This is a genomic window from Hymenobacter armeniacus, assembly GCF_014699055.1.
In the GTDB taxonomy this organism is placed as follows: domain Bacteria; phylum Bacteroidota; class Bacteroidia; order Cytophagales; family Hymenobacteraceae; genus Hymenobacter; species Hymenobacter armeniacus.
Genome location: NZ_JACXAC010000001.1, coordinates 462,292 through 475,487, shown reverse-complemented (window position 1 = coordinate 475,487; position 13,196 = coordinate 462,292). Strand labels below are relative to the sequence as shown.

The 13,196-nt window shown below is 62.1% G+C and carries 13 protein-coding genes; 7 read left to right on the top strand and 6 right to left on the bottom strand.

Translation table 11 applies throughout. The features are described 5' to 3' along the window. Positions 1-37: 37 nt before the first annotated feature. A complete protein-coding gene (locus IC234_RS02065) occupies positions 38-1,381 on the bottom strand; it encodes a saccharopine dehydrogenase family protein (protein ID WP_190922165.1) in 1,344 nt (447 codons plus the stop codon). Between the two features lie 98 nt (positions 1,382-1,479). Between IC234_RS02065 and cdd the strand changes: the two genes are divergently transcribed. After that, positions 1,480-1,977, top strand: coding sequence for a cytidine deaminase (cdd, locus tag IC234_RS02060; protein ID WP_190922164.1), 498 nt, complete (start codon positions 1,480-1,482; stop codon positions 1,975-1,977). Positions 1,978-1,982: 5 nt separating this feature from the next. After that, positions 1,983-2,633: an alpha/beta hydrolase gene (locus tag IC234_RS02055; RefSeq protein WP_190922163.1), complete on the top strand. Its 651-nt coding sequence runs from the start codon at positions 1,983-1,985 to the stop codon at positions 2,631-2,633. A gap of 9 nt (positions 2,634-2,642) precedes the next feature. On the opposite strand, the gene IC234_RS02050 is transcribed toward IC234_RS02055, so the two are convergent. The 4 genes from IC234_RS02050 to IC234_RS02035 all read right to left on the bottom strand — a co-directional run bounded on the left by IC234_RS02050 (position 2,643) and on the right by IC234_RS02035 (position 7,392). Beyond that, a complete protein-coding gene (locus IC234_RS02050) occupies positions 2,643-3,392 on the bottom strand; it encodes an SDR family NAD(P)-dependent oxidoreductase (protein WP_317173326.1) in 750 nt (249 codons plus the stop codon). A 95-nt stretch (positions 3,393-3,487) separates the two neighbouring features. Next, a complete protein-coding gene (gene porT, locus IC234_RS02045; RefSeq protein ID WP_190922161.1) occupies positions 3,488-4,291 on the bottom strand; it encodes a type IX secretion/gliding motility protein PorT/SprT in 804 nt (267 codons plus the stop codon). Beyond that, on the bottom strand, positions 4,240-4,968 hold the full coding sequence (gene ubiE, locus IC234_RS02040) for a bifunctional demethylmenaquinone methyltransferase/2-methoxy-6-polyprenyl-1,4-benzoquinol methylase UbiE (RefSeq protein ID WP_190922160.1): 729 nt from the start codon (positions 4,966-4,968) through the stop codon (positions 4,240-4,242). The genes porT and ubiE overlap by 52 nt, the downstream gene beginning before the upstream one ends. Before the next feature lie 174 nt (positions 4,969-5,142). Continuing rightward, positions 5,143-7,392 (bottom strand): OmpA family protein, encoded by a 2,250-nt coding sequence (locus tag IC234_RS02035; protein ID WP_190922159.1) that lies wholly within the window; start codon positions 7,390-7,392, stop codon positions 5,143-5,145. A 433-nt stretch (positions 7,393-7,825) separates the two neighbouring features. Here IC234_RS02035 and yihA point away from each other — a divergent pair, with 433 nt between their 5' ends. The 3 genes from yihA to IC234_RS02020 all read left to right on the top strand — a co-directional run bounded on the left by yihA (position 7,826) and on the right by IC234_RS02020 (position 9,705). After that, on the top strand, positions 7,826-8,446 hold the full coding sequence (yihA, locus tag IC234_RS02030; protein ID WP_190922158.1) for a ribosome biogenesis GTP-binding protein YihA/YsxC: 621 nt from the start codon (positions 7,826-7,828) through the stop codon (positions 8,444-8,446). A 79-nt stretch (positions 8,447-8,525) separates the two neighbouring features. Next, on the top strand, positions 8,526-8,987 hold the full coding sequence (locus IC234_RS02025) for an energy transducer TonB (protein WP_190922157.1): 462 nt from the start codon (positions 8,526-8,528) through the stop codon (positions 8,985-8,987). A 97-nt stretch (positions 8,988-9,084) separates the two neighbouring features. Further along, on the top strand, positions 9,085-9,705 hold the full coding sequence (locus tag IC234_RS02020) for a DUF5606 family protein (protein WP_190922156.1): 621 nt from the start codon (positions 9,085-9,087) through the stop codon (positions 9,703-9,705). A 79-nt stretch (positions 9,706-9,784) separates the two neighbouring features. On the opposite strand, the gene fbp is transcribed toward IC234_RS02020, so the two are convergent. After that, positions 9,785-10,858: a class 1 fructose-bisphosphatase gene (gene fbp, locus IC234_RS02015; protein WP_190922155.1), complete on the bottom strand. Its 1,074-nt coding sequence runs from the start codon at positions 10,856-10,858 to the stop codon at positions 9,785-9,787. Positions 10,859-11,049: 191 nt separating this feature from the next. Here fbp and IC234_RS02010 point away from each other — a divergent pair, with 191 nt between their 5' ends. Beyond that, a complete protein-coding gene (locus tag IC234_RS02010; protein WP_190922154.1) occupies positions 11,050-12,351 on the top strand; it encodes an aspartate kinase in 1,302 nt (433 codons plus the stop codon). Between the two features lie 69 nt (positions 12,352-12,420). Further along, on the top strand, positions 12,421-13,194 hold the full coding sequence (locus IC234_RS02005; RefSeq protein ID WP_190922153.1) for an enoyl-CoA hydratase-related protein: 774 nt from the start codon (positions 12,421-12,423) through the stop codon (positions 13,192-13,194). Positions 13,195-13,196 lie beyond the last annotated feature (2 nt).

Sequence of the window (13,196 nt, the reverse complement as noted above, 5' to 3'; positions counted from 1 at the left end):
CTAACGCGTGAGCCGGGGGGCAGATTGTAGCGGTCTACTATTCCTGTTCCTGAAAGCGGATGCCGTATTCCGTCGCCAGTTCCTGTAGAATGGGCTCATACAGGTCAGCCGCCACCGGGATGACCACGCCGCGCTGGGCGATTTCGCCGCGCACCAGCCGGCGCACGGCCATGCCCAGCGGCAGGCCCACGGTTTTGGCCATGGCGGTGTGGGTGGCGTCGTCGCCCTCCACGGCCAGCGACGACGTGAGGCGGTGGGTAGCCCCATTCAGCTCGTATTCAAAGAGGTGCTGCATCACAATCAGGTCGTGGTCGTGGGGCTGCAGTTGCCACTTTTCGCTCAGCAGGCGCTCCAGCAGCTGGGCCGGCGTGGCGTGAGCGTGGCCCACCGGCCGGTCAGAGAACAGGCCCAGCCAGTGCAGGCGGCCCATTTCCTCGCTTTCGGGCGCCAGCCCCAGGTACTGCGCCGCGCGCGTGGCCACCTCCAGGCCGGGCACGTGCGGCGCGGGCAAGTAGGCCGCCACCAGCTCGGCCCAGGTCATGGTTTCGGGGTTGTCAAGGTTCACGGCGTCGTCGGTCAGGCCCAGGCGCACCAGGGCGTGCCAGGCGGCGCAGTAGCCCGGCCGCCGCAGGGTGCCGCGCAGGATGGTCGGGATGTCGTCGAGCCCGTAGGGCGCGCGGTAGCTGAGCGAGTCGCGGTTGGCGTAGCCCTCAAAGTCGCCGTACTCGGGCAGCGTGAGCTTTTCGGTGCGGGCAAAGAGTTGCTGGTAGGGAATGAAGCGCGGCCGGCCGTCTTCGAGGAATTTGGCCGTGCTCTGGCCGGCCAGTACCACGTTGCGTGGGTTCCAAGTGAACTTGTACTTCCAGGGATTGTCGGCCTCGGCCGCAGGCGCCAGCAGGCCCCCGCAGTAGCTCTTGAAACTCGTAATCACGCCGCCCCGCGCCCGAATGTGGGCAATGGCCCGCATGGCCGACATGTGGTCGAGGCCGGGGTCGAGGCCGCATTCCATGAGCAGCGTGACGCCCGCGGCCCCCGCCGCCTCCTGCAGCTCGCCAATGGCCGGGCTCACGTAACTGGCCGTGGCCAGGTGCCGGCCGTGCCGCACGCAGGCCCGCGCTACCACCGGGTGCAGCACGGCCGGCAGCATCGAAATCACCACGTCGGCCTGGGCCACCAAGTCTTCCAGCAGGTTTTCGTCGGCCGCGTCGAAAGGCACGGCCCGGGCGTATTGCGAGTGCGCGGCCAGCACCGGCGCCAGGTGGGCAGGATTGGCATCGGCCACGGTCAGAAACCAGCCCTCGGTGGGCGCGTGGCGCAGCAGGTATTGAATAAGCGACGAGGCCGAGCGGCCCGCGCCAAGGAGCAGAAGGCGGGAATTCATGCCGCAAAAGTAGGACGCGCCGCCGCGCCCGGCACGGAACGCCGGCGCCATTCATTCACAGCAATATTATTACCTTCGCGCCCCTTCATTAAATCCGCATGGCCCGCAATTCCCGCCAGCAGCTCATTGCCTACGAAGAGCTGGATTTTCCCACCGACTTAACTGCCGACGAGCAAACCACCTGGCAAGCCGCGCGCGAGGCCACGGCCCACGCCTACGCTCCCTATTCCGGCTTCCAGGTGGGGGCCGCGCTGCTGCTGGCCGATGGCACCGTGTTTCGGGGCACCAACCAGGAAAACGCGGCCTACCCCTCCGGCCTGTGCGCCGAGCGCACGGCGCTGTTTGGCCTGGCCGCCAGCCGCCCCGGCCACGCGCCCATTGTGGGCATGGCGGTGGCCGCCCGGCCCGCCGGGGGCGAGTACGGCCCGGCGTTGCCCTGCGGCGCCTGCCGGCAGGTGATGCTGGAGTACGAAGCCCGCCAGTCGCGGGCCATCCCGCTGCTGCTGCCCAGCCGGGCCGGCACCATCCTGCGGTTTGCTTCCGTAACCGACCTCATGCCCTTCAACTTTTCGCCCGACGACCTGCCCACGCTGTAGCGCCGATGGCCGAGCATCACCTTCTCGTGGCGCGCCGCGCCCGCTACCACCAATTGGGCCAGCTGTCGGCGCGCACCCGGCGCGTGTGGCTGGTGTGCCACGGCTACGGGCAGCTGGCGCAGTATTTCATTCGCCACTTCGCCTTTCTCGCCGAGGCTGACCCCGATACAGTGGTGGTGGCGCCGGAAGGGCTTTCCCGGTTTTACCTCGACGGCACCAGCGGCCGCGTGGGCGCCAGCTGGATGACGCGCGACGACCGCCTGCACGAAATTGAGGACCACGTCAACTTCCTCAACCAACTCACCGGGCAGCTACTGGCCGCGTGCCCACCCGAGGTTGAAATCACGGTGCTTGGATTTTCGCAGGGCACGGCCACCGTTTCGCGCTGGCTGGCGCAGGCAACGTTTCGGCCGGCGCACCTCATTCTGTGGGCCGGCGGCTTCCCCCCAGACCTGCCGGCCGTGGCCGCCCACGCCCTGCTGCACGGCCTGCGCCTGTCGGTAGTGGCCGGCACCGCAGACGAATACATCGACGCCGAAAAGCTGCAAGCCCAGCTCGAGCAGCTGCGGCAGCTAGGCGGCTCCCCCATCGTGGCCACGTTTGCCGGGCGGCACGAGCTCAACCGCGAGCTGCTGGCCCGCCTGGCCGCCAAATAAGCGGCTTGTTTACTTGCGCACGATGGTGGTGGCGGCGCCCTGTGCCCCTGCTAGCACCAGCACCTCGGCAATGGTGACGTGCGGCGGGCGCGTCACCATAAACACAATGATGTCGGCCACGTCCTCGGCGCGCAGCGGCTCGAAGCCCTCGTATACCTTGGCCGCCCGCGCCTCGTCGCCCTTGAAGCGCACCTGCGAAAACTCGGTTTCCACGGCGCCGGGGTTCACCTCGGCCACGCGCACGCCCGTGGGCAGCAGGTCGAGGCGCATGGTTTTGGTCAGCATCTGCACGGCGGCTTTGCTGGCGCAGTACACGTTGCCGTTGGCATACGCCTCCTGCCCGGCAATGGAGCCCACGTTGAGAATAAAACCGGTCTGGCGGGCCGTCATGCCCGGCAGCAGCGCGTGCGTCACGTTCAGCAGGCCGCGCACGTTGGCGTCCAGCATCTGGTCCCAGTCGGCAGGGTCGCCGGCCTGAATGGGGGCCAGCCCGTGCGCGCCGCCGGCGTTGTTTACCAGCACGTCGGGCGCCTGCAGCTGCTGGGGCAGCGAGGCCACCGCCGCGTTCACAGCCGCCCGGTCGCGCACGTCGAATTCCAGCACGTGCACTGGCACCGGGGCCAGCTGCGCGGCCAGCTCATCTAGCCGCTCGCGCCGCCGCCCGGCTACCACCAACTGAAACCCCGCCCCCGCCAGTGCCACAGCCGTGGCCCGGCCAATTCCCGATGATGCTCCCGTGATGAAGGCAGTGCGCATAATGTTGTTATCGGTTTCCGGGTGTTGGCTGGTAGTTACGTGTGGTCAGTGAACAATAGCACACAAACAAATCACCACGAGCAACTTACCGCCAAACCCTAGTTCTGGATGTTGATGTAAAGCGTCACCGCGTTGGTGCTCATGCTTTGCAGGCTGCGGCTGAACACGTCGTTATGCGGTTCCAGCAGATTGCGCAGGCCGTGCGAAAAGCGCAGCTCCGGCGCCAGCTTAAACAGCGGGTAAAACAGGTCGAGGCCCACGCCATACTCCAGGGTCAGGTCGCTGTTGGCGGTCCGCAGCATGTTGCGCAGGGGGTCGTTGCGCCGGTTGCTCACCGCAATGCTGGGGCTGATGCCGGCAATCATGTACATGCGGGCGTTGCGCCGGCGGTCCGACTGGTACTTCAGCATGATGGGAAACTGCACCACCGTCGACGACACCTCCTGCGTCACGATAGAGTCGGGCACCGGGTAATTGCGCGGCTTGAATTCCACCTTGCGCGTGAGAAAGCTCACCCCCGGCGCAAACCGAAAGATGAACGGCGAATTCGGCCCCCCGATGCGCGCATCGCCGATAAAGCCCACCCCCAGCGTGGGGCTCACAATGGAGTTGGCCGTCACGTTTTGGGTGGCGATGTAGTACTGCGACTGCTCAATGTCGAAGCGCGTTGCCGCGAGGGCCACGTACATGCCCGGGTGAAACCACCGCTCGTCGTAAGAAGGCAGGTTTTGGGTGGTGATGGATTTCAGCGTGCCATTCTTGCCGCGGTTGGCTTTGGAGCGGGCCCGGCGCTGCGCGTGGGCCAGCGAGGGCAATAGCAGCAGCAGCAGGCCCAGCAGGGCCAAGCGCTTTAGTTGTGCGCCGTGTAAATGGAGCTGATGCCGAAAGTGAGGGGTTGCCATGCAGGTTCTTTAAAGCCGACTTTGGTGAGGATGGCCAAAAAATCGGGGCCGTCGGGGAATGCCTGCACCGAAGCGGGCAGGTAGGTATAGGCCGATTGGTCTTTGGAAATAAGCTTGCCAAAAACCGGCAGCACCCGGCGGAAGTAAAAATTATACGCTTGCTTGAGCGGAAACGCGGTGGGCTTGCTGAATTCCAGAATCACGAGCTTGCCGCCGGGCCGCAGCACCCGCCGCATCTCGGCCAGGCCGGCCTCGAGGTGGGCAAAGTTGCGCACCCCAAACGACGCCGTCACGGCGTCAAACTCGCCGTCCTGAAACGGCAAGTTCTCGGAGTCGCCCAATTCCAGCTGAATGCGGTTGCCCAGGCCTTTGGCCGCCAGCTTGCGGCGCCCCACTTCCAGCATGCCTTCCGAAATGTCCACGCCGGTTACTTGCGCGTCGGGCGCGGCGGTCCGCAGCGTCTCAATCGCGAAATCGGCCGTGCCGGTGGCAATGTCGAGAATGCGCGCCGGGCGCAGGGCCTTCAGCTCGTCAACCGCCTTGCGCCGCCAGTAAATGTCGGTGCCCGCGCTGAGGAAGTGGTTGAGGAAATCGTACTTGCCCGCGATGGAGTTAAACATCTGGGCCACCTGCGATTTCTTGTCGGCGGAGTTGTCTTTATAAGGTAATACGGCCATGAGGGGCGCAAAGAACGGTAAGGTTGCGGGAAAATTGTTTTCTCCCAACGCCCAAGGGGCCGGGTTTGTTGGCGCCGGGGCCAGCAATTCGGTGGCAATGAGTGCCGAGCGCCCATAAAAAAGCGGGCCGGGCAATGTGCCCGGCCCGCTTCCCAAATTTCTCAGCGTCAACGACTACTCATTTTTGGCTTTGATTTTCGTCTTTTCGCCGTTGGCGTCCTTGGCTTTGCCGTCCAGCTCACCGTTTTTGGTGGTGGTTTTGGTGTCGCCGCTGGGGCCTTTGGTTTTCACTTTCACTTTGTCCGAATCCTCGTCCACCTTGGTTTTCACCTTGGTGCCGTCGGCCATCTTCACCTTGCTCTTGCCGGGCACCAGGGGAGCCGAAGTAGTCGTGGTGGTCGTGGTGCCGGTGGTCGTGGTGGCGCCCATGCCGGTAGTGCCCGTGCCGTTGTTCATGGTGCCGGTGGTCGGCATGCCGCCCACTACCTTGAACTCGTCACGACGGTTGAGCTGCATGTTCTCGGGCGAATCGTTCGGCGCGGCCGGACGACGCTCGCCGTAGCTTACGGTGCTCATGCGGGTTTCGGTGATGCCCTGCTTCTTCAGGTAGTTGAAGGCGGCTTTGGCGCGGTTGTCGCCGAGCACCATGTTGTACTCGTCGGTGTTGCGCGAGTCGCAGTGGCCTTCAATCGAGATGTTGATGCCGGGGTTGGCCGTCAGAATCGAGCTGATTTCGTTCAGGGTCGTAATCGACTCCGGACGCAGCTTGTACTTGTCGGTATCGAAGTAGATGTTCTTCGTGGCGAACATCGAAGTCGACGTCGTGTCCACGTAGTTCACGTAGAAGTTCTTGGTGATGGTCGTCGAGTCGTTGGTCGACACCGGCACCGGGAATTCCTGCGTTTCGATGTTTTTGCCATCCTTGCTCACGGCCACCTGGTAGGTGCGGCCCGAAAGCACGGCCACTTGGTACGAGCCGTCGGGCTTGGTGATGTCGCGGAAGCTCAGAGCCGTTTTGTCGGCCTGCGCACCGCTGAACACCAGCTCCACGCCCGGAATCACGGTCGTGCTGTCCTTGGACGAGAACACCTTGCCGCGGATGTTGGCGTTCTTGATGTAGTTGATGGTGTAGATGTCCTTCTCACCGTAGCCGCCAATGCGGTACGAACTGAGATAGGCATACGAGCCATCGGGGCTCAGGCGGTAATAGGAGTCATCGTCCGGGGTGTTCACGGGGTAGCCCATGTTCTGGGCGGCGCCCCACTTGCGGCCCACGCTGTCCCACTCCGACTTGAAGATGTCGTAGCCGCCCATCGTATTGTGGCCGCGCGACGAGAAGTACAACGTCTTGCCGTCTTTGCTCAGGTACGGGCTATCGTCGTCGTACTTGGTGTTGATGTTGGCGCCGAGCGACTTGGCCGGGCCGAAATCACCGCCTTCAGCGCGGGTGCTGTAGTACAGGTCCAGCGTGCCATCTTCGGAGTAGCGGCCCGTAGCGAAGTACAGGGTTTTGCCGTCCGGCGTGATGTAAGCGTCGCCTTCGTACGACTTCGAGTTGATGTTGCTGTCCAACGGCTTCGGGGCCGACCAGTCGCCGCCCGTCTTGTCCGACACGAAAATGTCGCCGTTGTTGTCGTTGCGGTACATCAGCAGCTTGGTGTCGTTGTCGAACAGCTGCGTGGAGGCGTCGTGGCCTTTACCGTTGAGCACGCCGCTCAGCGAGCGGGGCTTCTCCCAGTTTTCGTCGTCGATGCGGCGTGCTTCGAAGATGTCTTCGTAGTACTCACCGTCGGCGGCAATGGCTTTGTTTTTCTTGTCGCTGGGCTTGCCGGCCGCGCCGGTCACGTTTTCGCCGCGCGAGGTGAAGATGAGCAGCTTGTCATCGGACGAAATAACCGGGCTGTGCTCCGAATACTGCGTGTTGATGGTGGGGCCCAGGTTCTTCACGAAAATGTCCTTGGGCGAGTTGAACTGCACCTTGGCATTTTTGCTGTGCTGAATGAGCTGCGCGAGTTCTTCCTTGCGCTGGTCGTTCTTCTTCAGCGTGGCGTTGTAGGCCTGGAAGTGAGCCACGGCCTCGTCGAAGTTGTAGTTGAGGTGGTCTACCCGGCCCAGCCAGTATTCCACGTCTTTCGACACCTTCGGCTTCAGCTTCTGCGCCTTATAGATGTAGTCGCTGGCTTTCTCCTTGTCGAAGGACATGTAGGAAATACCGGCGTTGAACAGCGCTTTGGCGTTGTTCGGGTCTTTGGCAAGCACCTTCTCGTAGTAAGGCAGTGCAGCGCGGTAGTTTTCCTGCTCGAAGAACTTGTTGCCGGTCTTGAGGTCTTTACGCGTGCTTTGAGCCTGGGCCGGAGCGGCTACTGTGGCGGAAAGGGCAACGGCGCACGACGCTTGCAGTAACCTTCTGGATAAGTTGTCCATTGGAGGAGAGGTTTGAAAAAAAGAATTTCTGAAGGGGTTGTACGAGGAAACGAGCCCCGGAAGGGCTGCGGAGCAAACTATATTTTGGGCTTATACTGAAAAACCACGGCAGGGTTAGGCTTTAATCCGCAAATGCGAATAAGGTAACCGTTGCCAACCGCCGGGCCTACCGCCCAAAATCCCAAAACCGGAGGGGTTGCTGGCGGGCAAAGATAGGTTTTTTGCTTGCTAAAAGCGGTTCTTGGCGAAATAACGGCCATCCAACAGCGGTCGAGTGCTACGGCAGCGGCCCACTTGGAAGGCAGGCATGCCGCGCAAATATAGACGCACCAAGGAAATAGCAATTCATTCAACTCCTTTTATTTATTCGAAGCGCGCCCGCATTCAGTCGTAATTTTGGGTTTCCTGACAATTTCCTATTTCCTTGCTTTCCATGATTATTCACGACGCCCAATTTCTCACGAGTAATTCGCGGGCGGAGTTGTGCCCGGCCCCCACGCTGCCCGAATACGCCTTCATCGGGCGCTCCAACGTGGGCAAGTCCTCTCTTATTAATATGCTAACCGAACGCAAAGGGTTGGCCAAAACGTCGTCGTCGCCGGGCAAGACGCAATTGATTAACCATTTCATCATCAACGAGAAATGGTACCTGGTCGATTTACCGGGTTACGGCTACGCCAAAGTGAGCAAAACATCGCGCGCCGAGTGGACGCGCATGATAAATTTTTACCTGCGCCACCGGGCCAACCTCATGTGCGTGTTCGTGCTCATCGACTCGCGCCACGCCCCGCAGGCCGCCGACTTGGAGTTTATGGAAAAGCTGGGCGAGGAAGGCATTCCCTTCGTGATGGTGTTCACGAAAGCCGACAAGCAGTCGACGGCCCAGACCAAGGCCCTGCTGGCCGATTACCTTAAGAAGATGAGCGAAATCTGGGACGAGCTGCCGCGCCACTTCCTCACCTCGGCCGAAACCGGACTGGGGCGCGACGAGCTGCTCGATTTTATTGCCGAAGTCAACCGACAGTGGGTGGCCGATGCGGCGCCCGATGCGTAGATTGGCCCCTAAATTGCCATCGGGGCTCGGGCCCGCGGTGGGCCTCACTCCTCTTGTTTCCCCGCCCCATTTCATCATCATGACGAAAGCACGTTCCGTTTCGCAGCTGGCCCTGGGCCTGTTGCTGGCCGCGGCCGCCCCGGCCCTGGCCCAAACCACCCCCAACACCACCCCGGCGGGCCAGGCGCCCGGCGAGAAAGGCACCGGCATCGGCTCGGTGGGCAAGGCCATTCCCGTGGCCGAGTACTACGAAGGCGGCCAGGCCGCCATGTACGAGTTCATCGGCAAGGAGCTGAAGTACCCCGTGATGGCCAAGCGCAACCGCATCCAGGGCCAGTGCATCATCAGCTTCCAGTTGAACGCCGACGGCACCATGCAGGACATGCGCATTGTGAAGCAGCTGGGCGGCGGCACCGGCGAAGAAGCCCTGCGCGTGGTGCGGCTGCTCAAGTTCAAGAAGCCCGAGCTGCCCATTCGAGCCAGCCTGCCCATCGTGTTCAAGCTGGGCCAGACGGCCTCGAACGCGACGGATGCGCAATAGTTCGTAATTTTGGATGACCAATGAGAAAAGAAGAAGCCGGCGCCTGCGTCGGCTTTTTCTGCCTCATTGGTCATTTTCCCATTCATAATTCCCAAAAATGCCCTACGAATTGCAAGAGTTGGCCGCCATCAGCGGCATGCCCGGCCTGTACCGCTTGGTGCGCGCCGCCCGCCACGGCGTCCTGGTTGAAAGCCTCGACGAAAAAGCCACCCGGACGCTGGCCCCAGCTCGCAACAAAGTGTCGCTGCTGTCGGAAATCTCCATCTACACCCAGGACCCCGACCAGACCGTGCCGCTGACCGAGGTATTTGAGCGCATTTACCAGAAGCACGGCGCGGCCTCGCCGGTCACGGCCAAGTCGAGCGAAGGCGAGCTGACCGATTTCCTGGCCGGCGTGATTCCCGACTACGACCGCGACCGGGTGTACCTGTCCGACATTAAGAAACTGGCCACCTGGTACGGCATCGTGAGCAAGCACCGCCCCTACCAGCCCGCCGAAGCCCCCGTGGCCGAAGCTGCGGCCGAAACGCCCGCCGCTGAAGCCCCGGCCGCGTCTCCCAAAGCCAAGCGCAAATCGGCCAAAGCCGCCGAGGAGCCCGCGGCCAACGAGCCGCTGAGCACGGGTGGCGTCATTGCCGAAACCGACCCGGCCCCCGCCGCCGAAGGCAACCCCGAAGCCACCGCTCCGGCCAAGAAGAGCCGCAAAAAGGCCGAATAGGCCCGCGTTGACCACCAACAAAAAAGCCGTTCCGACACGTCGAAACGGCTTTTTTGTTGGGCTTGGGCTGCCTGCCGGGCTATTTGGCCACGGCTTTTTTAGCCAACGGGGCCTCTTTGGTGAGGGCCTCCTTGTTCTCGGCCGCTCTGGCCTGCTTTTCCTGGGCCAGGAAAGCTTCGGCCTGCTCCACCAGCTCCTTGCTGCCGATGAAGACGGGGCAGCGCTCGTGCGGGCTTTTGGGCTCGATTTCCATGGTGCGCTGGCTGCCGTTGGAGCTTTTGCCGCCGGCCTGCTCCACGATGAACGCCAGGGGGTTGCACTCGTACATGAGGCGCAGCTTGCCCTCGGGGCTTTTGGCCGTGGAAGGATAGATGTAGATGCCGCCCTTAAGCAGGTTGCGGTGGAAGTCGGCCACGAGCGAGCCGATGTAGCGGGCCGAGAACTTCTGGTCTTTGCAGTGCTTGACAAACGCGGCCACGCCGGGCGAGAACGAGTCGGAGCTGCCCTCGTTGATGGAGTAGATGGCGCCGGTTTTGGGGGTCGAGATGTCGGGGTGCGAAAGGAAGAATTCGCCCAGCGAATGCTCGTAGGTGAAGCCGTTGACACCGTTTCCGGTGGTGTACACCAGCATGGTGCTGGAGCCGTAGATGACGTAGCCGGCGGCTACCTGGTGGGTGCCGGGCTGCTGGCAGTCGGCGGCGGTGCCCTCGCGGCCGGTGGGCGACACGCGGCGGTAGATGCTGAAGATGGTGCCGATGCTCACGTTCACGTCGATGTTGCTGCTGCCGTCGAGCGGGTCGATGGCCACCACGTACTTGCCCTGGTTGTTGCCGGTCTGAATCATCTCGTCGTCTTCCTCCGAAATGATGGTGCACACCTCGCCGCCGTTGCGCAGGGCGCGGATGAAGCGGATGTTGGCAATGACGTCGAGTTTCTGCTGGTCTTCGCCCTGCACGTTCTGGCTGCCGTAGGCCCCGGCGATGTCGATGAGGCCCGAGCGGTTGATTTCGCGGTTGACGATTTTGGCGGCCAGCGCGATGTCGCGCAGCAGTTGCGAAAGCTCCCCCGTGGCGTAGGGAAAGTCTTCCTGCTTGCGCATGATGAAACGGTCGAGGGTGGTGCCGACGGGCAACGCCAGCTTGTTGTGGTCCATATCAATCCTAAAAAATGGTGGCGGGAACGGACAACAAAGCTACTCCCCAGGCCGCGTAGTTTTTTGTAGGAAGTTGCCCTTTTTTAAGCGCATACGTTTGCCCTAGGGGCACAAAACGCGGTTGTAAGCGCCTTTCCGAGGAAGGTAAGGGCTTTCATTTTAGCCTAGTGCTGCGCCTACCTTTGCCGCCGATGGAACATTTGCAGGTGTACAAATTTGGCGGCGCGTCGGTGAAGGACGCGGCGGCCATTCTCAACCTTTGCCGCATCGTGCGGGACTTTGGGCCGCAGGGGCCTCTGGTGATTGTGGTGTCGGCGATGGGCAAGACAACCAACGCGCTGGAGGAGATTTATGATTTGGCGTACCGGGGCGAGGACTGGAACCAGCAAGCTGCCCGCTTGGCGGCTTACCACGAGAATGCTTGCGAAGAACTGGCGGCCTTGATTCCGTCCTTAAACCTGCCGCAGCTGCTGAAGCAGTTGCAGCACCTCGTGGCAGACCTTACCGAAGGGCTAAAATTTATGCACCTGGTGCACTTGCCCGAATCGTACGACTCGGGTTATGACCAAGTGGTTTCGTACGGCGAGCGGTTTTCAACCCTATTGGTTAGCACCGCTCTTGCGCAGTTTTTGCCTGACGCGGCGGCCCAGCATGTGCCCGCCCAGCTTATCGTGAATACGGACGAAACCTGGCGCGAAGGCAAAATTGAGTGGGCCGCAACCGAAGCGCACACCAAACAGTTCGTCACCAAAGCCCTGGCAGACGGTGCCCGGATTTTGGTAACCGAAGGCTTCATCGGCGGCACCGCCGACGGCCGCACCACCACCCTCGGCCGCGAGGGTTCCGACTACACGGCCGCCATCCTGGCCTACTGCCTACGGGCCAAGTCGGTGACCATCTGGAAAGACGTGGCCGGCCTGCTCAACGCCGACCCCAAAATTTTCCCAGACACGGTGCGCTACCCAGAAATTAGTTACCGCGAAACCATTGAAATGGCGTATTACGGCGCCTCCGTCATTCACCCTAAAACGCTTAAGCCGCTGGCTGACCGAGGCATTCCACTATACGTAAAGTCGTTTCTGGACCCCGCGGCAGAAGGCACCGTAATCCACGACTGCCAGCACCCCGCGCTGGCGCCGGCGTTTATTCGCAAAACCGACCAGTGCCTGCTCTCCTTCGAAAGCAAGGACTTTTCGTTTATCTCGGAAGAGAACCTGGCGGTGATTTTTGCGGCGCTGGCGCAGGCCAAGCTCAAGATTAACGTGATGCAGAACTCGGCCATCAGCTTCTCGGTGTGCACCGATTTTTCGGAGCGCCGCGTGCACCTGCTGCTGGATTTATTGCGCGAGCAATTCAAGCTGCACTACAACACCGGGCTGACCTTGTTCACCATCAAAAACTACGACGCGGCCAGCATTCAGCAGCTCACCGCCGGCCGGGCGCTGCTGCTGGAGCAGCGCACGCGCAGCACGTTTCAATTTGTGTGCAAGTAGCGCGGGCTTGTAGCCGGCAATTGCTTTCTGATTCACTCGCGGACTCAACGTCCGCGCCACATCTCATCCATGGACTTCTTACTCGTAACGCCTCAAGCGCGGCCCGGTGTGGCCCTCATCCAACTCAACCGGCCCAAAGAACTGAATGCCCTGAACGGGCAACTCGTTCGCGAAATCCGCGACGCGCTGCAGGCGCTGGATGCCGACGAGGCGGTGCGCGTGGTCATCATCACGGGCAATGAGCGGGCATTTGCGGCCGGGGCCGACATCAAGGAAATGGCCGGCAAAACGGCGGTGGATATGTTTCTGGACGACCGGTTTGCCACGCTGGAGCAGATTCGGCGGTTTCGGAAGCCGCTGATTGGGGCCGTTTCGGGCTTTGCGCTGGGCGGCGGCTGCGAGCTGGCCATGACCTGCGACATGCTCGTAGCGTCGGAAACGGCCCAGTTTGGGCAGCCCGAAATCCGGCTGGGCACCATGCCCGGCGCGGGCGGCACCCAGCGCCTGGCCCGGGCCGTGGGCAAGGCCAAAGCCATGGAAATGGTGCTCACCGGCGAGTTTATCTCGGCCCAGGAAGCCCACCGCGTGGGCCTCGTGAACCGCGTGGTGCCCGTGGGCCAGTACCTGGAAGAAGCCTTCCGGCTGGCCGCCAGCATTGCCGCCAAAAGCCCCGTGGCGGCCCGCCTGGCCAAAGAATCCATCAACCGCGTGTTCGAGGCCCACTTGGAAGAAGGCTTGCACTTCGAGCGCAAAAACTTCTACCTCACCTTCGCCTCCGACGACCAGAAAGAAGGCATGGCTGCCTTCGTCGAGAAGCGCCAGCCAGAGTTTAAGGGGCGCTAAAT

Coding starts and splice junctions, on each gene's coding strand:
- IC234_RS02065 (WP_190922165.1), bottom strand. CDS start 1,381: ATGAATTCCCGCCTTCTGCTCCTTGGCGCGGGCCGCTCGGCCTCGTCG.
- cdd (WP_190922164.1), top strand. CDS start 1,480: ATGGCCCGCAATTCCCGCCAGCAGCTCATTGCCTACGAAGAGCTGGAT.
- porT (WP_190922161.1), bottom strand. CDS start 4,291: ATGGCAACCCCTCACTTTCGGCATCAGCTCCATTTACACGGCGCACAA.
- IC234_RS02055 (WP_190922163.1), top strand. CDS start 1,983: ATGGCCGAGCATCACCTTCTCGTGGCGCGCCGCGCCCGCTACCACCAA.
- ubiE (WP_190922160.1), bottom strand. CDS start 4,968: ATGGCCGTATTACCTTATAAAGACAACTCCGCCGACAAGAAATCGCAG.
- fbp (WP_190922155.1), bottom strand. CDS start 10,858: ATGGACCACAACAAGCTGGCGTTGCCCGTCGGCACCACCCTCGACCGT.
- IC234_RS02025 (WP_190922157.1), top strand. CDS start 8,526: ATGACGAAAGCACGTTCCGTTTCGCAGCTGGCCCTGGGCCTGTTGCTG.
- IC234_RS02010 (WP_190922154.1), top strand. CDS start 11,050: ATGGAACATTTGCAGGTGTACAAATTTGGCGGCGCGTCGGTGAAGGAC.
- yihA (WP_190922158.1), top strand. CDS start 7,826: ATGATTATTCACGACGCCCAATTTCTCACGAGTAATTCGCGGGCGGAG.
- IC234_RS02020 (WP_190922156.1), top strand. CDS start 9,085: ATGCCCTACGAATTGCAAGAGTTGGCCGCCATCAGCGGCATGCCCGGC.
- IC234_RS02035 (WP_190922159.1), bottom strand. CDS start 7,392: ATGGACAACTTATCCAGAAGGTTACTGCAAGCGTCGTGCGCCGTTGCC.
- IC234_RS02005 (WP_190922153.1), top strand. CDS start 12,421: ATGGACTTCTTACTCGTAACGCCTCAAGCGCGGCCCGGTGTGGCCCTC.